This window comes from Alcaligenes sp. RM2, from assembly GCF_052931795.1.
In genome coordinates this window covers 790,042-809,653 of record NZ_JBRFIO010000002.1, presented here as the reverse complement: position 1 = coordinate 809,653, position 19,612 = coordinate 790,042, and the positions used below count along the sequence as shown (strand labels likewise).

Annotated in this window: 15 protein-coding genes and 4 tRNA genes; 9 read left to right on the top strand and 10 right to left on the bottom strand. The window is 56.3% G+C overall.

Features of this window, described 5'->3' with window-relative positions:
• Window positions 1–68: 68 nt before the first annotated feature.
• Entirely contained in the window at window positions 69–719 is a 651-nt protein-coding gene (locus ACU6HM_RS10540; RefSeq protein WP_022983510.1) for a site-2 protease family protein, read from the bottom strand.
• A gap of 159 nt (window positions 720–878) precedes the next feature.
• Complete coding sequence (locus tag ACU6HM_RS10535; RefSeq protein ID WP_009457902.1) at window positions 879–1,505, bottom strand: L-threonylcarbamoyladenylate synthase; 627 nt, start codon at window positions 1,503–1,505, stop codon at window positions 879–881.
• 196 nt (window positions 1,506–1,701) lie between these two features.
• Between ACU6HM_RS10535 and ACU6HM_RS10530 the strand changes: the two genes are divergently transcribed.
• The 4 genes from ACU6HM_RS10530 to paaX all read left to right on the top strand — a co-directional run bounded on the left by ACU6HM_RS10530 (window position 1,702) and on the right by paaX (window position 4,971).
• Window positions 1,702–1,777 (top strand) — tRNA-His (locus ACU6HM_RS10530).
• Window positions 1,778–2,141: 364 nt separating this feature from the next.
• Entirely contained in the window at window positions 2,142–2,378 is a 237-nt protein-coding gene (locus ACU6HM_RS10525; protein ID WP_254499656.1) for a hypothetical protein, read from the top strand.
• A 4-nt stretch (window positions 2,379–2,382) separates the two neighbouring features.
• Window positions 2,383–3,852 carry a phospholipase D-like domain-containing protein gene (locus ACU6HM_RS10520; RefSeq protein WP_254499657.1) on the top strand — a complete coding sequence of 490 codons (1,470 nt, stop codon included), beginning with the start codon at window positions 2,383–2,385 and terminating at the stop codon, window positions 3,850–3,852.
• Window positions 3,853–4,011: 159 nt separating this feature from the next.
• Complete coding sequence (gene paaX / locus ACU6HM_RS10515) at window positions 4,012–4,971, top strand: phenylacetic acid degradation operon negative regulatory protein PaaX (protein ID WP_022983507.1); 960 nt, start codon at window positions 4,012–4,014, stop codon at window positions 4,969–4,971.
• Between the two features lie 190 nt (window positions 4,972–5,161).
• Here the strand turns inward: paaX and ACU6HM_RS10510 are convergent, their stop codons facing one another.
• The 3 genes from ACU6HM_RS10510 to ACU6HM_RS10500 all read right to left on the bottom strand — a co-directional run bounded on the left by ACU6HM_RS10510 (window position 5,162) and on the right by ACU6HM_RS10500 (window position 7,477).
• On the bottom strand, window positions 5,162–6,880 hold the full coding sequence (locus tag ACU6HM_RS10510; RefSeq protein WP_250756805.1) for a cation acetate symporter: 1,719 nt from the start codon (window positions 6,878–6,880) through the stop codon (window positions 5,162–5,164).
• The gene (locus ACU6HM_RS10505; RefSeq protein ID WP_026485267.1) at window positions 6,877–7,185 is read right to left on the bottom strand and encodes a DUF485 domain-containing protein; all 309 of its coding nucleotides are present in this window, start codon (window positions 7,183–7,185) and stop codon (window positions 6,877–6,879) included. The genes ACU6HM_RS10510 and ACU6HM_RS10505 overlap by 4 nt, the downstream gene beginning before the upstream one ends.
• Window positions 7,186–7,400: 215 nt before the next feature.
• Window positions 7,401–7,477: transfer RNA gene (locus tag ACU6HM_RS10500), tRNA-Arg, on the bottom strand.
• A gap of 269 nt (window positions 7,478–7,746) precedes the next feature.
• Here ACU6HM_RS10500 and ACU6HM_RS10495 point away from each other — a divergent pair.
• Window positions 7,747–9,051, top strand: a complete 1,305-nt coding sequence (locus ACU6HM_RS10495) for a phospholipase A (RefSeq protein ID WP_336972786.1) — start codon at window positions 7,747–7,749, stop codon at window positions 9,049–9,051.
• 6 nt (window positions 9,052–9,057) lie between these two features.
• Here the strand turns inward: ACU6HM_RS10495 and ACU6HM_RS10490 are convergent, their stop codons facing one another.
• A complete protein-coding gene (locus ACU6HM_RS10490) occupies window positions 9,058–10,011 on the bottom strand; it encodes a LysR family transcriptional regulator (protein WP_022983505.1) in 954 nt (317 codons plus the stop codon).
• A gap of 127 nt (window positions 10,012–10,138) precedes the next feature.
• Between ACU6HM_RS10490 and ACU6HM_RS10485 the strand changes: the two genes are divergently transcribed.
• The 3 genes from ACU6HM_RS10485 to ACU6HM_RS10475 all read left to right on the top strand — a co-directional run bounded on the left by ACU6HM_RS10485 (window position 10,139) and on the right by ACU6HM_RS10475 (window position 15,963).
• Window positions 10,139–13,696, top strand: coding sequence for an indolepyruvate ferredoxin oxidoreductase family protein (locus tag ACU6HM_RS10485; protein ID WP_060185662.1), 3,558 nt, complete (start codon window positions 10,139–10,141; stop codon window positions 13,694–13,696).
• A gap of 241 nt (window positions 13,697–13,937) precedes the next feature.
• Window positions 13,938–15,827, top strand: coding sequence for an LTA synthase family protein (locus ACU6HM_RS10480; protein ID WP_446763774.1), 1,890 nt, complete (start codon window positions 13,938–13,940; stop codon window positions 15,825–15,827).
• A gap of 59 nt (window positions 15,828–15,886) precedes the next feature.
• Window positions 15,887–15,963: transfer RNA gene (locus ACU6HM_RS10475), tRNA-Pro, on the top strand.
• Window positions 15,964–16,095: 132 nt separating this feature from the next.
• Here the strand turns inward: ACU6HM_RS10475 and ACU6HM_RS10470 are convergent.
• Genes ACU6HM_RS10470 through ACU6HM_RS10460 form a run of 3 tightly spaced genes read right to left on the bottom strand, consistent with a single transcriptional unit; the run spans window position 16,096 to window position 18,651 of the window.
• Window positions 16,096–16,590, bottom strand: coding sequence for a DUF421 domain-containing protein (locus ACU6HM_RS10470; RefSeq protein ID WP_009457931.1), 495 nt, complete (start codon window positions 16,588–16,590; stop codon window positions 16,096–16,098).
• A gap of 19 nt (window positions 16,591–16,609) precedes the next feature.
• Complete coding sequence (locus tag ACU6HM_RS10465; protein WP_009457933.1) at window positions 16,610–17,026, bottom strand: c-type cytochrome; 417 nt, start codon at window positions 17,024–17,026, stop codon at window positions 16,610–16,612.
• A gap of 2 nt (window positions 17,027–17,028) precedes the next feature.
• Window positions 17,029–18,651 carry a flavin monoamine oxidase family protein gene (locus ACU6HM_RS10460; protein ID WP_009457935.1) on the bottom strand — a complete coding sequence of 541 codons (1,623 nt, stop codon included), beginning with the start codon at window positions 18,649–18,651 and terminating at the stop codon, window positions 17,029–17,031.
• Between the two features lie 286 nt (window positions 18,652–18,937).
• Here ACU6HM_RS10460 and ACU6HM_RS10455 point away from each other — a divergent pair.
• Window positions 18,938–19,014, top strand: a tRNA-Pro gene (locus ACU6HM_RS10455).
• A gap of 70 nt (window positions 19,015–19,084) precedes the next feature.
• On the opposite strand, the gene ACU6HM_RS10450 is transcribed toward ACU6HM_RS10455, so the two are convergent.
• On the bottom strand, window positions 19,085–19,522 hold the full coding sequence (locus tag ACU6HM_RS10450) for a PACE efflux transporter (RefSeq protein WP_446763773.1): 438 nt from the start codon (window positions 19,520–19,522) through the stop codon (window positions 19,085–19,087).
• Window positions 19,523–19,612: the final 90 nt, after the last annotated feature.

Sequence of the window (19,612 nt, the reverse complement as noted above, 5' to 3'; positions counted from 1 at the left end):
TCTCCGGGTTTAAGGCCCTATAGCCGAAAAAAAATATGACTCACAAGTTTAACGGATAAGCCGTTAAATCATAAGAACCATTTCAATATGCCTTCGCCCAGCGCAATCAAGGGACTCATCAGGGTCCACAGTACGCCGGTAAACATCAGCAGGATCAAAATGACCATGCCATAAGGCTCGATACGAGAATAATGATAGGCCAAACGATTAGGCAATAGACTAAATACAATGCGCCCGCCATCCAAAGGCGGCAAAGGCAGCAGATTCAGTGCCATCAGAACCAGGTTGACCTGCACACCGGCCACCGCCATGCCCATCCAGAAGCGGCTGTCACCCTGCCCGATCTTGACCATCAAATGGGCATACAGAACCCACAAGATAGCCATCAGCATATTGGAGGCTGGTCCGGCCAGAGCAACCCAGAGCATGTCGCGCTTGGGATTGCGCAGGCGCCCCCAATCCACAGGGACGGGTTTGGCCCAGCCAAACAGAATGCCGCCCATGCCCATCATGGCGCTGGACAGCAACAGCACCGCCGGCACCACAATCGTGCCGATAGGGTCGATATGACGCAGTGGGTTCAGGCTGATGCGACCGGCCAGCATGGCCGTCGGGTCGCCAAACATGCGGGCGACGTAGCCGTGGGCAGCTTCATGCAGCGTAATACCGAAAATGACTGGCAAAGCATAGACCGTCAAGGTCTGTATAAAAGAGTCCATGGTGATCCTTGGTCCAGGCCGGGGACTTATCCCCTACTTTTTCAAGACGATAAGTCGCCTGTCATCAGCCTGTCTGATTGGGACAGCGAGTGCTGCCCCAAGGTTCAGAATTGAAACACGGATAGGCACCTGGACGCGAGTTTTGTGCAAGCCCGCAGATCAGGACAGGCCCAAAGTGGCAGGATCACCCGAGCCACGACGCAACACCTCCGGCGTAGGACCGGTCAGATCGATCACGGTAGTGGCCTGCAAGGGGCAAGGTCCACCGTCGACAACCGCCGCCAACTGATGGGCATAACGGTCCAGAATTTCCTGGGCGTCGTTCAAGGGTTCGTCTTCGCCTTCAGGAATCAGCGTGGTGGAAATCAAGGGGCTGCCGACTTCTTCCATCAGGGCCAGGGCCACTTTCTGGTCGGGCACCCGAATACCAATGGTTTTGCGCGAAGGGTGCGACACGCGGCGCGGCACTTCCTTGGTTGCTTCCAAAATGAACGTCCACGGGCCAGGGGTGGCCATCTTCAACAAGCGATACTGCGGGTTATCCACTTTGGCAAAGTGGCTGATCTCGGCCAGATCACGACACAGCAAGGTCAGATGATGACGATCATCCAAGCCACGCAAACGACGCAGGTTGTCAGCGGCGGACTTGTCATCCAGGCGGGCGACAACGGCATAACTGGAATCGGTAGGAATGGCGAGCAGCCCTCCTTTAGCCAATAGTTCGGCTGCTTGAGCCAATGCGCGGGGTTGAGGATTTTCGGGATGAACGACGAATAATTGAGACATTTCGCGCTTCCTTGCTATTACGAGGGGAAATCATTAAACCTGAGTCACGCTCTAACCGGCAAGACCGGAGCAAGACTCAGGGTCGAAGTATTCTTGCACGAGTGTTGCATTCTTTAAAAAAAGCATGCTAGAATACATTTTTTACTTCACAGCCCACCTTGATGTAGGCCAGAAGCAAAAAAAGCAGTAAACAGTGGTGACCGTAGCTCAGTTGGTAGAGTCCCGGATTGTGATTCCGGTTGTCGTGGGTTCGAGCCCCATCGGTCACCCCAGAAATTTACCGCTTCCAAGGTTTTGTAGATCTCCTTAAATGGTGGCAAAACCAGGAACTGGAAAAAACATACTTGAAAGCCCGCCACGCAGCGGGCTTTTTTGCGTTTGTTCATCGTAACAAGTTTGCCGCCTTCGCACACCCCACGCAAGTTCAGGCTGGACAATAAACTGTGTTTGATTGTGAACCCCAGGCCAGTCCTGGCTTTCGCCTGCGACCCAGCCCTTCGAGTTGGCAGGCCCGCACAGCAAAAGCCCCTCCCCATCAAACACCCGACATTTCAGCCCGCCTCCTCTGTAATAGAAACTGGCACAAAACCACGCTTTCTTATACTCTAATCTGTCCCATTTTCTGGAAGTTTGCTGATGACACTCGGTTTCCCCTGCTGGGATCAGGCACCCGTCAATTGGGACTGGCTTGCACAGGATGAAGATGGCCAATGGTTCTGGTATGGCGTCCAGCCCTCGCCTGGCATAGGCGGTGGCGTATGGCGCTCTCCCTCCCGCCTGCAGCAGTTTGCCGCCCGCGGCGAACCGAACCCGTCCTGGATGCACAGCCTCTACCAACGCCCGGACCTGCCTGACAAGAAACGTAGCACCTGAACCCATGCAAGAGCATCTGATACACCTGCGCTCCCTGCTGCACGATTACTGGCCGCATCTAGCCTTGGCGCTCAGCGTGATACTGGGCGCTTCAGCGGCCATTCATGCCGCCATGACAAAAAATGATGTCCGCGCCGCCATCAGCTGGGTGGGCGTCATCATCATGTCGCCCCTATTGGGACCGTTTCTGTATCTGATCGCGGGGATCAACCGCGTACGCAGACAAAGCCTTCTGGAACAAAGTGCAGACGTGTTCTATGAACAGGTCACCTATCTGCACCCTCCCGTCTCGGACATTGGTGCCCTGGTCGGCGCCCCATTTCGCTCTTTGCAAATTCTGGGGGACCGCGTCAGCCGCAGCCAACTACGCAATGGCAATAATGTGCGCGTTCTGGTCGGCGGCGATCAGGCTTATCCCGCCATGCTGGAAGCCATTGATCAGGCCCACAGCACCATTGCCTTGCAAAGCTACATCTTCGATAGCGACCGCCTGGGGCGCGAATTTGTCAGCGCCCTGTCGCGCGCCCATCAACGTGGAGTGCAGATTCGCGTACTGGTCGACGCTATTGGCGCTAAATATTCGCGTACGCCCATTGTGCGATTGCTGCGCCGCGAAGGCATACGCTGCGCCCTGTTCATGACCAACCCCCTGGGCTTTCTGCGCATGCCCTACGCCAATCTGCGCAGTCACCGCAAATTACTGATTGTGGATGGCACGGTAGGTTTTACCGGCGGCATGAATCTGCGTGAGTCCTTTATGGCGCAGTACAGCGACGGCAAGCCTTCTCAAGATACCCATTTCCGCCTGGAAGGCCCGGCAGTCATGCAATTGCTGGCTTCTTTTCGCCACGACTGGCAGTTCACGACTCGCGAAGACCTATCGCCCATCTATTGGCATGCCAGCTCCTCGCCCGCCCCCAGACCTCATGTTCCGGCTCGCTGCATTGCTTCGGGCCCGGATCGTTTCATGGCCAGTACCCACCATATGCTGCAAGGGGCGTTTGCCATTGCCCAGCGCCATATCCGTATTCAGTCTCCCTACTTTCTACCCGATCAGATCCTGTTGGGTGCCTTGAACACCGCCGCCCGACGCGGCATTCAAGTGGATATCGTCATCCCCGGGCAAAACAATCTGCGCCTGGTCAATTACGCCATGACAGCCCAACTGGATCAGGTGCTGCGCGCAGGCTGCCGGGTCTGGCGCGCCAGCGGCCCCTTCAACCACTCCAAGCTCATGACGATTGACGGAGTCTGGTCTTATATTGGTTCGTCCAATCTGGACCCGCGCAGCTTGCGGTTGAACTTCGAGCTGGACGTAGAAATCTACAGCCGCGACACGGCCCGCCAAATCCAGAACCTGATTGATCTGGAAATTGAGGACGCCCAAGCCGTCAGCCTGGAGTCCTTAAGTTCAATCGGCTTTGGCAAGCGCTTGCGCAACCGCCTGATCTGGCTGGCCAGCCCCTATCTGTAATATGTGCACACCTGAAACTGCTGCAAGCTTCAAGAAAGCCCCTGGCTTGCACAATCTTTCAATCCGCTTGCGCACCCACCCTTTATAATCAAGCGCTTAAACGGTCTACACAGACAGGCGTGCCGTTCCAAAACAGACTTGAGCGCCATTAAAAAAACAATGTCCGAGCTTCCTTATTCCGACCTGGCCCAATGGGCCGCCCACCATCTGGAAAACCGCCCTCCCCGAGCCAAGTCCCTGGTCATGACCTTGTTTGGCGACGTGATTCGCCCACATGGCGGCAAACTTTGGCTAGGCAGTTTGATTCAGTTGCTGGCCCCCTTCGGGATCAGCGACCGACTGGTGCGCACCAGCGTGTACAGGCTGGCCGAGGAGGGCTGGCTGAGCGCGCAGCGCGAAGGGCGACGTAGCCAGTACACCTTGCGTCCCGAAGCCAGCCAGCGCTTCGAACACGCGTATCAACGCATCTACACCCCAACCTATCTGGCCTGGGACGGGCAATGGACGCTGATCTTCAGCATGCCCAGCTTGATGATGAACTCCAAGCAACGGGCAGACCTGCGCAAGGAACTGCTGTGGGAGGGCTTTTGCGCCTTGTCACCCACGGCTTTCCTGCACCCCAACCCGGATCACACGATTCTGGATTACATCCTGCAGGCGACACAGGCGCAGTCGCAGGTGTATGTGGGCAAGCTGGAACCTTCCCAACTGCCGCAAACCCGCCCTCTGTCCCAACTGATTCAGGACAGTTGGGATCTGGCTCAGGTGGCCAGCGGCTACGGTCAGTTCATCCAGCGTTTTGCGCCCGCTCTGGCCATGCTGGATGCAGGCCACGACTATAACGACGAGCTGGCCTTTGTGATTCGCACCCTGCTGATTCACGAATTCCGCCGTATTCAGCTGCATGACCCGCAACTGCCCATTGAGCTACTGCCAGCAGGCTGGGCAGGGAAACAGGCTTATGAGCTGTGCCGGGATGTATACCGTCAGGTCTGCGGCAAAGCCGAGCGCTATATTCTGTCCACCTTGCGGGCCGAGGATGAACAGGCACCGGAGGCCGCCGCGTACTTCTATGAGCGTTTTGACGGCCTGCCCGTCCCGTCCGAGACTCAGGCCTGAAGCTGAATCCCTGAATAGAGAGACTGACTGCTGTGTGCTTGATATCCGCAGCACACGACCAGCAGTACTGACAGCAATAGCGGCATGAGCAAATGAAAAACCCGGTGTGATCTGAATCACACCGGGTTTTTTTGCACCCTTAACAATCAGGCTCAGGCAAGGGCAAACAAGCCCGGCCGGTCAGAGCAGATTAGTGCGCAGACGCTGCCTCTGCACCCACACCTGTCTCGGAGCGTACCGACTGAGCCTCGAAACCAGCACGGTCGATCTCGGCACGTGGGCTACGGTCAGTGATCGAGAAGAACCAGATCGCCACGAAAGCCAAAGGCATGGAGAACAAGGCTGCCGACGCATAAGGGAATGGCGAAGAACCGGCTGGATTGCCCAGCGTAGCTTCCCACACCGAAGGCGAGAGCAAGGTCAGCAGCAAGGCAACGATCAAGCCCAGGAAACCACCAATCGTGGCACCACGTGTCGTGCAGCCTTTCCACAGAATGGACAGGAACAGGACCGGGAAGTTAGCCGAGGCAGCAATCGCGAAGGCCAGAGACACCATGAAGGCGATGTTCTGCTTCTCGAAAATAATACCCAGCAACACGGCAACCACACCCAGAATCAAGGTGGTAGTGCGCGAGACACGCATGACTTCCTCGTTCGTAGCTTCGCCCTTCTTGATCAGCGTGGAGTACAGGTCGTGCGACACGGCGGATGTACCGGAGAGCGTCAAACCAGCCACCACAGCCAGAATCGTGGCAAACGCCACTGCCGACATAAAGCCCAGGAACACGTCGCCACCAACAGCATCAGCCAAGTGCACAGCGGCCATATTGGAACCGCCAATCAGATCGCCGCCAACGTCCAGGAAGCGGGGATTGGTGGACACCAGCACGATAGCGCCGAAACCGATAATGAAGGTCAGGATGTAGAAGTAACCGATCCAGGTGGTTGCCCAGAACACGGATTTACGTGCTTCTTTTGCATCAGGCACGGTAAAGAAACGCATCAGGATGTGTGGCAGACCAGCAGTACCAAACATCAGAGCCATACCGAAGGAAATCGCGCTGATAGGGTCCTTGATGAAGTTGCCGGGGCCCATGATGGCTTGACCAATTGTGGAGGCCTGGACAGCATCTTTACCGGCTGCAATAGCGGCATCTGTCTTGACCTGCACTGCCGCAGCGAACAGTTTTTCTGGCGAAAAACCATACTGTGCCAGCACCATGATGGCCATGAAGGAAGCACCGAACAGCAGCAGACCAGCCTTGATGATCTGCACCCAGGTGGTGGCTGTCATGCCGCCAAACAGCACGTAGACCATCATCAACACGCCCACCAGCACCACAGCCACCCAGTACTCCAGACCAAACAGCAGCTTGATCAACTGACCGGCGCCTACCATCTGTGCGATCAGATAGAACAGAACCACAACCAGCGTGCCCGAGGCGGCGAAGGCGCGGATAGGACCTTGGCGGAAGCGGTAAGCGGCTACGTCAGCAAAGGTGAATTTGCCCAGGTTACGCAGCTTTTCTGCCAGCAGGAATGTAATGATGGGCCAGCCGACCAGAAAGCCAATGGAGTAGATCAGGCCATCGTAGCCGTTGATCATCACCGCCGCCGAAATACCCAAAAAGGAAGCCGCAGACATATAGTCACCGGCAATGGCCAGGCCGTTTTGAAAGCCCGTAATACCGCCACCTGCCGTGTAAAAGTCAGAGACCGACTTGGTGCGGGCAGCCGCCCATTTGGTAATCCACAAGGTCGCCACCACAAAGACCGCAAACATGCCGATGGCGGTCCAGTTGGTCGGCTGCTTTTGCAGCTCGCCCAGGTCGCCGCCAGCCGCCAGCAAGGCGGGGCTGGCCAGCATCAGGCCCAGAGCCAGGCCGGAACGAAGATAGGAATGCTTCATTTACGCACCTCCTCAAGGACTTCCTTGGCCATCTGGTCAAACTTGGTATTGGCGCGCCAGACATAAATGCCCGTAATGACAACAGCCAACACAATGACTCCAAAACCAATAGGAATACCCAGGGTCATGACGCCATCACCCAAGCGCTCTGCAAACAATTCCTTGTCGAAAGCAATAATGCCGATGTAACTGTAGTAAGCCACCAGCATGACGATGGTGAGTATCCAGCCCAGCCGCAACCGGGTCTTGACCAGATTCTGATAGCGAGGATTGGCCGTAATCCGACCTACAAGGGGGTCTTGCATAGTTTGTCTCCGCATTGTTCTGAACGCCTTATTTTGCTGGCGTATCTTATTGAACCGGCCCAGCCCGAAAAGGCTGAAAACGGCGCTATGAAGACGCCTGCCGACGTCTATGCGGTGAACATTAGAGCCCGACACTTACACCATACTTACTAAATGCATCGGCTCAGGGTAATGCCTAGGAGCAGAAAAGCACGCAAGAAAAAGGGGAGTAAGGTTGGCGCGGGTGGAGGGGTTCGAACCCCCGGCCCCAGGCTTAGAAGGCCTGTGCTCTATCCAACTGAGCTACACCCGCCAGGTGATGGTGGCATCGTCAAAACTGTCAGGCGATGCAAGGTCCGAGATAACGGTCCGTAAGGAATAAGGACCGAATTCAAGGCCCATTTTTTGTAAAAAAACAGACCTGAAAAGGACAATCGAATATTCTAGCCTGAAAATCTGTTTTAGATAAGCAGCACTCTGGTCAGAGTGTCAATACTGTAAGAAAAATAATTATAGGTAGTATTTTTAGTCGCAAATGGTACAGTCGTGTACGGATTAACCCGTTTTCCTGGACTTTTCTCCATGCCGACCAAAAAGAAACTAAGCAAGCACTCTTTAATACTATCGGCCCCCTTTCTTATCTTGAGCGCAATCCTGAATACCGCACAGGCAGGTATCAGCTATCAATTGCGCCAAGTACAGGCCAGTTCTGGTGAAACCGTCGATATTGACGCCATCGTCTACAACGACACAGGCAGCTTGATGAGCTGGACCGCCCCGCAAAACCTGGTTTTGCAGTGGCGCGACAATAACGGCAACGTCATCCGCAGCCTGGCCGAGCTAGTCAGCCCGCGGCCCCGAGCATCCATCCCCATCAACAACTTCACCGCCTACAGTTGGCGAGCTGTGGTCCCCAATGGTTTGACCGGCTTGCAAGCCGTCAATATTGAAGGCGAGCGTGTGATGTTGGCGCTGGACACCAATCCGGAAGGTCAAAGCCCGATTACCTCGCAACCGGCAAACGCCGCCGTGGTGAACGCAGGTGCTGGCCATGACCCACGTGTCATTGACCCTGCCCTGCCCTATGCCCAGGCCGTCGCGGCCGGCGCACAACGCGAAGGGCCAGCCATCAATAACGGACAAGGCCTGAAACCCGCGAACTCCAGTTTCGAGAACTTCAGCAACGCGATTTCGGCTCACGACCCGACCTACTTTATTGTCGGCAATAAAGGCGGCACCAATGCCCGCTTCCAGCTGAGCTTCAAGTACCGCCTGCATTCGCCGGATGATCCTAGCAATCCGAAGTTCTACGATCACTTCTACATTGGCTATACGCAAACAGCCCTGTGGGATCTGCATGCCGAATCCAAGCCTTTTGTAGACACCACCTACCGCCCCAGCTTCTTCTGGCGTAAGGACTCCATCTGGGAATCCGAGCAGAAACGTCTATTCATGGGCCTGGCAACCGGCTACGAACACGCTTCCAACGGCAAAGCAGGAGATGACTCCCGCTCCATGAACGAGGTCTTCATCCAGCCCGAGTTCAATTACCGCTTTGATCACGGCGCCACACTGACGTTCGCCCCACGCATAAAACACTATGTATTTATGGGCGAAAACGACGATTGGGCACATTACCGTGGTCGAGTGGACTGGAAGCTGCGCTACGCCCAGGACAACGGGCTGGTACTGTCCGGCATGTACAACAAGGGCGCCGGCAGCCGCAATACACATGAACTGTCTATTGCCTGGCCGCTGAACCGCACGCCTTTGAACATGAACGGCTACCTCTACGCCCAGTACTTCTCGGGTTACGCGGAAACCATGTTGAGCTACCGCGAGCGCAGCTCTTCGCAGTTCCGTATCGGTCTGGCGCTGGTGCCGTAAGCGCTGCTACAACAGTCCCCCACCGCGTCGGCTTCCCATGCCGGCGCGGGCCATATCATGGTCACAGGCCTGAATCAGAAAGCGCTGAAACAAGGCCACCAATCCTTCCGGCTCACGTCCTTTAGGCCACAACAAGCCCACCTCTACCGACTCCACCGGGTCATGAATCCCGATGGCATGGATACGCTTGCCTTCCAGAGACCAGGGCCGGTAAACCATATCTGACAAGATCGTCACCCCAAAGCCATAAGCTACCAAACCGCGCACCGCCTCCAGGGAGCGCGTCCGCATAGCCACACGCTCCGGAAAGCCGGGGCTGCCCCAATGTCGCATGGCCGCCGTATCGGCATCGTCCACCGTCAGAAAGATGTAAGGATAGTTGTTGACCTGCTCCAGGGACACACTGGACTCATTGGCCAGAGCATGTTGATCCGACACCCATAAGCGCCGGCGGGAACTGCTCAGGCGATGGTGCCCGAACATGGCCAAATCGGTGATATTCGACAAAATAGCAACACCCAGATCGATACGCTCGCCCTCCAGGGCGGCCTCCATTTCGGGGCGCTCCATATCCACCAGCTCGATGTCGATATTCGGATAGCTGTGCTTGAAACGACTGATCAGATCAGGCAAGAAGTAGCCTAGAACCGTATAGCCCGCGGCTACCCGAATCTGCCCTTCGATATTTTGTCGCCGCAAATCTGCATGGTTCAGCGCATCGCTGACGGCATCAATCACGTGATGGGCGTGGTGAAAGAACGCCTGTCCCTGTGGCGTTAACTCCACACCATGGGGCAAACGCTCAAACAAGGCCACATTCAGCTGGCGCTCCAGACTTTGCACCGCATTACTGATAGCCGACTGGGAGACATTCTCCGCCTGGGCCGCCGCCGAGAACTGCCCGCTGACCGCCGCAGCGATGAAATATCGAAACTGCCTCAGAGTCACTTCGTGCTTCATAGCCATCCGTTTTTCAGATATCAGGTACACGTAAATTTGATTTTACGATAACAAAAAGCTGCCCTAGACTAAAGAACAAACGACAACAACTTGCACGAAAACCATCCTTCTTGCAGGAGACAAACTCATGAATGCCCCACTCAACAAACCTTACAAGGCCATGTTGGAATCCGTGTCCCTGGATGACAAATACACTGTCACCAAGGGCCGCGCCTATATGAGCGGCACCCAAGCCCTGGTGCGCTTGCCCATGCTGCAGAAAGAACGGGACCGGCGCGCCGGTCTGAATACAGCAGGCTTCATCTCTGGCTACCGGGGCTCCCCATTAGGGAGCGTAGACCAGGCTCTGTGGCAAGCCAGCAAACATCTGAAAGAACACGACATCGTGTTCAAACCCGGTCTGAACGAAGATCTGGCCGCTACCGCCGTCTGGGGTAGCCAGCAAACCAATCTGTACCCCAGTGCCCGTTTCGACGGCACCTTTGCCATGTGGTACGGCAAGGGCCCTGGCGTGGACCGCTCCATGGACGTGTTCAAGCATGCCAACTCGGCCGGTAGCGCCCGCCACGGCGGTGTGCTGGTACTGGCAGGCGATGACCACGGTGCCAAATCCTCCACCGTTGCCCACCAGTCCGATCACGTTTTCGCCGCCGCCGGTATTCCCGTGCTCTACCCGGCCAACGTGCAGGAATACCTGGACTTTGGCCAGCACGGCTGGGCCATGAGCCGTTTCTCCGGCCTGTGGGTAGCCTTGAAATGCGTCACCGAAGTGGTGGAGTCAAACGCCTCGGTCGATCTGGACCCGGACAGCCTGAACATTGTCCTGCCCGAGATCGAGGACATGCCCGCCGATGGCCTGAACATCCGCTGGCCAGACCCGCCACTGGCGCAAGAAGCCCGCATGATGAACCACAAGTGGTACGCCGCTCTGGCTTATGTGCGCGCCAACAAATTGAACCGCGTCGAGATTGATTCGCCCGAAGCCCGCTTTGGCATCATGACGGCGGGTAAAGCCTATCTGGATACCCGTCAGGCACTGGCCGATCTGGGCCTGTCCGACGAGCTATGCGCCGAGCTAGGTATCCGACTATTTAAAGTGGGCTGTATTTGGCCCCTGGACGGGCAAGACGCCCGCCAGTTCGCAACCGGCCTGTCCGAAATTCTGGTGGTGGAAGAAAAACGCCAGATTCTGGAATATGCACTTAAAGAAGAGCTGTACAACTGGCGCGATGACGTACGTCCCAAGGTCTACGGCAAGTTTGACGAGACCGAGCACGGTGGCGGCGAATGGTCCAGCTTGCGCTCGCCCTGGCTACTCCCTCCTCAAGGTGAACTGTCTCCTGCGATTATTGCGCGCGCCATTGCCCGCCGCCTGTGCACCATGGACATTTCCGAGGAGCTGCAAGCCCGCATCCAGGCCCGTCTGGCCATTCTGGATGCCAAGGACCGCGAAGCCCGTATGCCGCGCGTCAGCGTAGAGCGCAAGCCCTGGTTCTGTTCGGGCTGTCCGCACAATACCTCCACTCGCGTGCCCGAAGGCTCGCGCGCCATGGCCGGGATTGGCTGCCACTACATGACGGTCTGGATGGATCGCAGCACCTCCACTTTCAGTCATATGGGCGGCGAAGGCGTCGCCTGGATTGGCCAACAACCCTTTACCGATGAAAAACACGTCTTCGCCAACCTGGGCGATGGCACGTATTTCCATTCGGGAATTTTGGCGATCCGAGCCTCGATCGCAGCCAACTCCAATATCACCTACAAGATTCTGTATAACGATGCCGTCGCCATGACAGGCGGCCAACCCGTAGACGGGATCTTGAAAGTCACCGACGTCATTGCCCAAGTCCATGCCGAGGGCGCTCGCAAGATTGTGGTGGTCACCGACGAGCCCGAGAAATTCAAGGGCGTGACCCTGGCTGGCAACCCGCCTGTGTATCACCGTGATGAGCTGGACCGCGTACAGCGCGAGCTGCGCGAAGTGCCCGGCACCACCATCCTGGTGTATGACCAGACCTGCGCCACGGAAAAACGCCGTCGCCGCAAGAAAGGGACTTACCCGGACCCTGCCCTGCGCGCCTTCATCAACGACACGGTCTGTGAAGGCTGCGGTGACTGCTCGGTCAAATCCAACTGCTTGTCCGTTGAGCCTCTGGACACCCCTATGGGCTCCAAGCGCCGCATCAACCAGTCCTCCTGTAATAAGGACTTCTCCTGCGTTAACGGTTTCTGCCCCAGCTTTGTCACGCTGAAAGGGGCGCAGGTACGCAAGCCGGAAGCTCAGGGCCGTTCGCTGGAGTCCTTCAATCTGGCCGATCTGCCTTTGCCCAAACTGCCGGATCTGGACAAGACCTACGGTATTTTGATCGCCGGTATTGGCGGCACAGGTGTCGTGACGGTAGGCGGCCTGCTGGGTATGGCTGCTCATATCGAGCAAAAAGGGGTCAGCGTTCTGGATATGGCCGGTTTGGCCCAGAAAGGTGGTGCAGTGCTAAGCCACGTGCAAATCGCACGCCAGCCCGATCTGCTCCATGCCACCCGCGTCCCAACGGGCGAGGCCTCCTTGCTGATTGGCAGTGATGCTCTGGTTAGCGCCTCCACGGATGTCCTGAGCCGTGTCAGCCGCGATCGCACCCACACCATTATCAACACCGCAGCCAGCCCGACTTCGGACCTGATCGGCAATGCGCACTGGAAATTCCCGCTGCAAACCGCCTGCACGGATATCGAAAATGCCGTAGGCAAGGAAATCCGCTATCTGGACGCCAATGCCCTGGCCGTACACGTTATGGGCGATGCGCTCTATGCCAACCCCATCTTGCTGGGCTATGCCTTCCAGCGCGGCTGGATTCCGCTGCATATGGACAGCTTGCTGCGCGCTATCGAACTGAACGGCGTCGCTGTCAAAGCCAACCGTGAAGCCTTCCAGTGGGGGCGTCTGGCGGCTGAAAAGGGTATCGAAGCCTTGATGGAAGGTGCGACACCCAAAGCCCGCGAAGTCACTTTTCCTGAAAGCGTGCAGTCCCTGATCAAGCGCATGGAAGAACACCTGACTGCCTATCAGAACCCGGCCTGGGCCAAGCGTTACCGCGACGCCATCAACAAGGTCATGGAACGCGAATCGCGCCTGAATCAGGACAAGGCTCTACCCCTGACTCGCATCGCCGCCACGCAACTGGCCAAGCTGATGAGCTACAAGGACGAGTACGAAGTGGCCCGCCTGTACACCGACCCGGCCTTCCTGGACAAGCTGCGTGCCCAGTTTGCGGGTGAACCTGGCAAGGACTACCAGATTGAATACCATCTGGCCCCGCCCTTGCTCGGTCGCAAGAACAGCCAGGGTCAGCCAGTCAAGAGCAAGTTCGGCCCTTCGACCCGCAGCTTGTTCAAGATTCTGGCCCGTCTGCGTGGTTTGCGTGGTGGTGCGCTGGATATCTTTGGCTACACCCAGGAACGCCGTCAGGAACGTCAGAACATTGAAGACTATCTGGCCGACCTGAATGAAGTCAGCGCCCACCTGGATGCGGACAATATGGAAGTGGCCCAGCGCTGGTTGAACTACCCGGATCTGATCCGTGGCTACGGCCATGTCAAAGATGCGGGCCACGTCAAAGCCTACGCCCAGCGTGAACAACAACGCAGCCAGTTCCGTTCTCGTACCGAACCCAGCCAACGCGTTGCCTGAACCTATCGCCAGCCCTGGTAACACAGGGCTGGCTCCCCTTAACTCCTCCTTAGCGGCAGGCTGTCTTTCAAAGCGGCCTGCTTTTTTTTCGTCTTTAAACCCCGAACCGGCATGCGGCCACACTTCCCCGACAAGCCCAAGCGTTTAGCAAGATAGTTTGCTCAGTAAACTGACATACAATCGTGCAATTCGATGCCAGTGCCACCGTCCGTGGCAATTAGGTCGACCAGGACCACATTTTATGCGCCATCTTGTTTACGTTTTTGTTCCTTCAGCCCTGATTTTGCTGACCGCTTTCAGGCTGGCTTTTGCCTTGTGGCAATGGCCGCGTGTACGTCAGGCCGGAGGTCTGCTGCCCATCCTGATTGGCGGCTTGCGTATCGACGCCCTGATGATCGCCGCGCTCAGCGCCCCCGTGGTCTTGCTGGCCCCCTGGCTAGGACACTATCCCGTCATGACGACGATAGCCGCCATCTGGTTTACCTTCGCCTGGTTCCTGCTGACCTTGCTGGAAGTTTCCACGCCCCAATTCATTATTGAATACGACACTCGCCCCAATCGGCTGTATGTGGACTATCTGAAGCACCCTCAAGAAGTAGTGGGCATGCTCTGGAAAGGCTACAAGCTGATGATAGGCATCGCCCTGATTGGTCTGGGGCTGATTGTGTATTCGGGCTGGTCTATTTTTGGTCATGTGTCTGCCGACCCCGTGATGAGCTGGTGGCTGCGTCCTATCTGGATGCTGATTGCTGCGGCCCTGTGCGTCCTGGCAATTCGGGGCACCTTGGCCCACCGCCCCATCAATCCTTCTTCGGTCGCCTGGAGCAGCGACAGCATGCTCAACACGCTGCCCTTGAACTCGCTGTATAACGTGGCCTACGCCATCTACAGCATGAAAAACGAGCGCTCGGCCGAGGATATTTACGGTGGCCTGGACGTCGCAGAAATGAACCAGATCGTGCGCGATGCGGCTGCCTTGCCGGCTGGCCCTGACACACTACCCACCCTGCATCGTCAGACGCCCGTGCAAAAACGTGAGCGCAAACCCAATCTGGTCCTGATCGTGGAGGAGAGCCTGGGGGCGCAATATGTCAGCAATCTGGGCGGGGCCAATCTAACCCCCGAACTGGACAAACTGGCCCAAACGGGCTGGAACTTTCGCCGCGCCTACGCTACCGGCACGCGTTCGGTACGGGGTCTGGAAGCGGTTTCTGCCGGTTTCCCCCCAACCGTGGCAGACGCTGTACTGCGCCTGCCCGGCTCGCAAACCCGCTTTTTCACCCTGGCCCAATTGCTCAAGGAACAAGGCTACCGCTCACGCTTTATCTATGGCGGCGAAGCCCACTTTGACAATATGAAGAGCTTTTTCCTGGGCAATGGCTTTGATGAGCTGCATGAGCAATCCAGCTTTGAGTCCCCCGAGTTCGTCGGCACCTGGGGCGCCAGCGACGAGGACATGTTCAACAAGCTGCACCAGTTGCTAAGCCAGGACAAGGAGCAACCCACCCTGACGCTGGCGTTCTCCGTCAGCAACCACTCGCCTTGGGAATACCCGGCTGGCCGTATTCAGGTGGAAGGCGATCCCGCCACGGTAGAGAACACGGTACGTTACGCCGACTGGGCCATTGGGGACTTCTTCAAGAAAGCGCGTGAATCCGACTATTGGGACAACACAGTATTCTTGATCGTGGCCGACCATGACTCGCGCGTGGGCGGTGCCAATCTGGTGCCTGTGCGTCACTTCCATATTCCTGCCCTGATTCTGGGCGCAGGCGTTCCCAGCCGTCAGGACGAACGCATCATGAGCCAGATTGACCTGGCTCCCACCCTGCTATCTCTGATGGGCATTGAAAGCGAGCACCCCATGATCGGGCGCGACCTGACCCAGCAGGACAGCGACCGGGCCATGATGCAGTACTTCGAGAACTATGGCTATTTGAAAGGCGACATCCTGACCGTGCTGATGCCACACCTGCCGCCTTGTCAGTATCGCTATACCGCGCCGGACAAGTACGAGCCGCTGGAACAGATAGACGAAGAGCTGGCCAAGGAAGCCCTTGCCCACGTGCTCTGGCCTAGCTGGGCGTATCACGAACAGGCTTACACCCTGCCCCACCTGCAAAAACGCTAAAACCGAGGGTTCAGGGCTTGACGAAGTCCTGAATTTGTTCTACTATACTTGTCTTTAGTCGGGGCGTAGCGCAGCCTGGTAGCGCATCTGGTTTGGGACCAGAGGGTCGCGAGTTCGAATCCCGCCGCCCCGACCATTAAAGAATTAAAGGCTTAGTTCATTGCACAGTGAACTAAGCCTTTTTTTTTGCCTGCTCCCAGGGCATCGCCTTATTTGCGTTATGCTCTGACGACCGCCTTAAGCCCTGCTTGTTCCTGACCCGTTCAAACTACACGGATGTGTCCTTCAAAAAGCTGAGTTTGCCATTAGGCTCGATATAAGCCGCCGCTACCTCTTCCAGCGACTGGATTCCGGCCAAACGCATTTCACTCAGAATTTCATCGCGAGTCACAAACTCCCGACGCATATTGCGCCACTGCAATTGCCCGTCCCTGACCACACACACTTTGCGCGGAGTGGCCAGTGCATTGAGCGCCGGGAATCGGTACATCAGCCAATCGACTATGTACCCCCAAGCCACAATGGTTGCGGCCACCAGCAGACCATCCGTCAAGGAATTGCTGCCGCCTGACATCGCATTACCACTGGCATCGGCAATCAGCAAAAGAATCAACAGGTCCGCAACGCCCAGCGATCCCAGTTCACGTCGTCCTGCCAGCCGCAGCAGGACGAACAGAACAAAGTACACCACTGTGCCTCGCAGCACGGACTCCAACACAGGTATTTCCAGTGCGAAGACCGTGCTCCAATCAGGTGTCAGCATGACGACAAGCAGCCTTTGATCAGTTCAGATCAAAGTACTGGTGGTCCTTGGGACGCTGGCCTGCCACATCCTTGGCCGTGATCTTGTCAGTGAACTCATTGCCCAGGTGAGAGCGCACATAGTTGACGACTTCGGCTATTTGCTCGTCATTTAGAACGCCACCAAAACCGGGCATGCCCTTATTGCCCTGGTTCACCATGAACACCACATAAGCAGGCGCCCCCAGTTTCGGATTCTTGGACAGGGACGGATACATGCCCGCCCCTTGAGCGCCCTTGCCATCGATCATGTGGCAAGACGCACAGACCTGCTCATAAATTTCCTGGCCGGTTTTCTGGGTAAAGACCACCGTATCACCCCCTACCACCGCCGTATCCGCATGGCTGATGGTCAACAGTCCCGAGGCCAGAAAAACCGCTAGAGATCGCATCATCATGACTAGGCTCCTTTGGAATCGGCTTGTTGATTACCCACAATATGGCTATGCAAGCGGGAAATCGCGTTCAGGGACGACAGGATCGCGCCTTCCTGCCAGGCGTTGACGTAAGAAGCGTGCTCACCCGCCAAAACCAGTCGACCATCAATCTGGCACAGGTTCTCGTAGTGCGCGGCCCGTGTCTGGTCCGTCCACATGCCATAGCAGCCCAATGTCCAGGGAACGCGGTGCCAGGCGACCGCCACCCCACTCTCGAACTCATCCTTATATTGAGGGTGGATTTGCGCACCATATTCCAGGGCCTTCTTGACCCGGTCCTCAGGACTGAGCGACGACCATTCCACGGCGCTGGGACCGAACATATACCCCCCCAGCAATACGCCTTTGCCACCGGCCATCATGCCGCCACTGGGGTAAGAGATTTGTGTGATGGGCAGGTCGGTATAACTGATGCCGCCATAGATCGCGTCATCATCTTCCCAGAAGCGCCGTTTGAACTGCAGCCCGATCTTGACCGAGGGAGCGTAGGGCACAGCGTCAATGGCAGCGTGCATTTCCTTGCTGGCATCCAGATCTATCTGGCTCAGAATCGACAAGGGAATGGTGCATACGCACCAGTCTGCTGTTTCAGTGTGCTCGCTACCCTTGCTTTGATCCTTGTAGCTAACCGTCACCTTGCCATCACTCTGCTTGATTGCAGTGACCTTGGCATTAAAGGTAAACAGGCCCTCCAGCTCCTTGCCAAAAGCAGCGCCGATCTGGTCCATCCCGCCAACCGGCTGAAACATGGTCTGCTGGAACTCGTACAGATCATGAATGCCCATATTGTGCCAAACACTGGAGCGCACAATATCGGCCAGTTTCAAAGGCTCGGAAAACTCAGGTTGAGCATTCAGACCGCCTCCCGGATCACGCTCAAAACCGCGCACCTCGGAACTGGCATGGCCTTTCACATAAGCCATGTTCTTGTCCAAGGCCCCCCAACTGCGCAAGGCTTCCAGCAGCTTTTCCTGATCTTCCTTGGACAAGGGTGCATCCAGCGACTGAGTATTAATGGCTTTGGACAAGAGCTCGGAGACCTGCCCCTGAAAATCCGCGTGGATATGGCGAAACCGCTGAGGCTTGCCACCAAAATGCTCTTTGCTATGCAAATAGGCGTTGTAGTTGTACTGGATAAACGGTTCCAGCCTGACTTTCAGCCGCTTACAATAATCCAGCAAGGCCCGGTGATGGAAAGGAATCCGCCACGGGCCGGGGTTGATGTATTGATCCTTGTCGAACTTGACATCCTGCTTGGCACCCCCCAGCTCGGTATAGCTGTCCCCGCCGTGCAAGGACCAGTTGCGCCCCCCCACTTTTTCCCGAAACTCCAGGATTTTGACTTTGTACCCTGCATTGCGCAGCTCCAAAGCGGCCACCATGCCAGCCAGACCCGCCCCCAGGATCACCACAGAGGTCCCTGGCTTGGGCTTGCCTTCCAGACGAATCGGGCCATCGTAACTGCCCTCCGCCGCATGGCCCAGACGCATCATGGCCTGATACATGGCCGCGCCACCTGCGGCATACCCGACCATCGTCAGGAAATGTCGCCGTGTCAGTATTCCACCCTGTGAAACTTGGCTCATCGTCCTTTCTCCTTTTGGAAAAATGATGAGCAGCATTCGCCCCCAACTTCTTTGCCTGCCCCCGGTGCATGAATGCTACTCGTGTGGAAAAAAACAAAGAACACAATGCCTTATGATCAACTTGTCACTTAACTATAAGCACCTAAAATGTTTAAGCCCAACATAAGAAACACATCTTTACAGGGCTGAAAATTAGCTGACTCCCGATAAATGCGTACAAACCCCTTTTTGATGTGGGCCTATGCTTGCCAAGTTCACCACGACGGGATATAATTTTTTTCTTAGTCGGGGCGTAGCGCAGCCTGGTAGCGCATCTGGTTTGGGACCAGAGGGTCGCGAGTTCGAATCCCGCCGCCCCGACCAAAAAATTCAAAGGCCTTGCAGAGCAATCTGCAAGGCCTTTTAGTTTTGCCGGTTCGGTTCACTGCGTCATTTAACTTTGGCTGGCGCTCACACCCACCGAGTCGGGCAAACCAAAAATAGAATCAAATGCCCAGTTGTAGATAAAGGCGAAGATGGGAAAGAAAGCCAGCAACACCGCTTCCATCAAAAAAGCTTTCCACAAGCTGACATTTAGCCACCACGCAATCAGCGGGATCAGCAAAGACACCAGCACAATCTGAAAACCGGCCACGTGCAGCACCCGGTGCCAGAACGTACGCGCCTGAATCTGACGACGACGCTCCCAGGCTTCAAACAGCATGTTGTAGAACAGGTTCACCGATACTGCGCAGGTGCTGATCATGAAAGACAGCATCCCGCTTTCCAGGGCCCCTGCCCCACTCAAGTGCCCCAATACGGTTGCCGCTACCATCATGCCCAGCAACTCGAACATCCCTATGTAGACGACTCTTCTTTTCCATCCCTGCACGATAAATATCCTTGATCAAAAGCTCAGAAAGCATGATTATCCGCAGTACAGCTTCTAGAAAAAGTCAGATTCCATCAGTTTTACTTATGG

Bases quoted from the DNA above. Each gene is read 5' to 3' on its own strand.
- ACU6HM_RS10525 (WP_254499656.1), top strand. From the start codon at position 2,142: ATGACACTCGGTTTCCCCTGCTGGGATCAGGCACCCGTCAATTGGGAC.
- ACU6HM_RS10460 (WP_009457935.1), bottom strand. From the start codon at position 18,651: ATGAGCCAAGTTTCACAGGGTGGAATACTGACACGGCGACATTTCCTG.
- ACU6HM_RS10480 (WP_446763774.1), top strand. From the start codon at position 13,938: ATGCGCCATCTTGTTTACGTTTTTGTTCCTTCAGCCCTGATTTTGCTG.
- ACU6HM_RS10490 (WP_022983505.1), bottom strand. From the start codon at position 10,011: ATGAAGCACGAAGTGACTCTGAGGCAGTTTCGATATTTCATCGCTGCG.
- ACU6HM_RS10495 (WP_336972786.1), top strand. From the start codon at position 7,747: ATGCCGACCAAAAAGAAACTAAGCAAGCACTCTTTAATACTATCGGCC.
- paaX (WP_022983507.1), top strand. From the start codon at position 4,012: ATGTCCGAGCTTCCTTATTCCGACCTGGCCCAATGGGCCGCCCACCAT.
- ACU6HM_RS10510 (WP_250756805.1), bottom strand. From the start codon at position 6,880: ATGAAGCATTCCTATCTTCGTTCCGGCCTGGCTCTGGGCCTGATGCTG.
- ACU6HM_RS10540 (WP_022983510.1), bottom strand. From the start codon at position 719: ATGGACTCTTTTATACAGACCTTGACGGTCTATGCTTTGCCAGTCATT.
- ACU6HM_RS10465 (WP_009457933.1), bottom strand. From the start codon at position 17,026: ATGATGATGCGATCTCTAGCGGTTTTTCTGGCCTCGGGACTGTTGACC.
- ACU6HM_RS10535 (WP_009457902.1), bottom strand. From the start codon at position 1,505: ATGTCTCAATTATTCGTCGTTCATCCCGAAAATCCTCAACCCCGCGCA.
- ACU6HM_RS10485 (WP_060185662.1), top strand. From the start codon at position 10,139: ATGAATGCCCCACTCAACAAACCTTACAAGGCCATGTTGGAATCCGTG.
- ACU6HM_RS10470 (WP_009457931.1), bottom strand. From the start codon at position 16,590: ATGCTGACACCTGATTGGAGCACGGTCTTCGCACTGGAAATACCTGTG.
- ACU6HM_RS10505 (WP_026485267.1), bottom strand. From the start codon at position 7,185: ATGCAAGACCCCCTTGTAGGTCGGATTACGGCCAATCCTCGCTATCAG.
- ACU6HM_RS10520 (WP_254499657.1), top strand. From the start codon at position 2,383: ATGCAAGAGCATCTGATACACCTGCGCTCCCTGCTGCACGATTACTGG.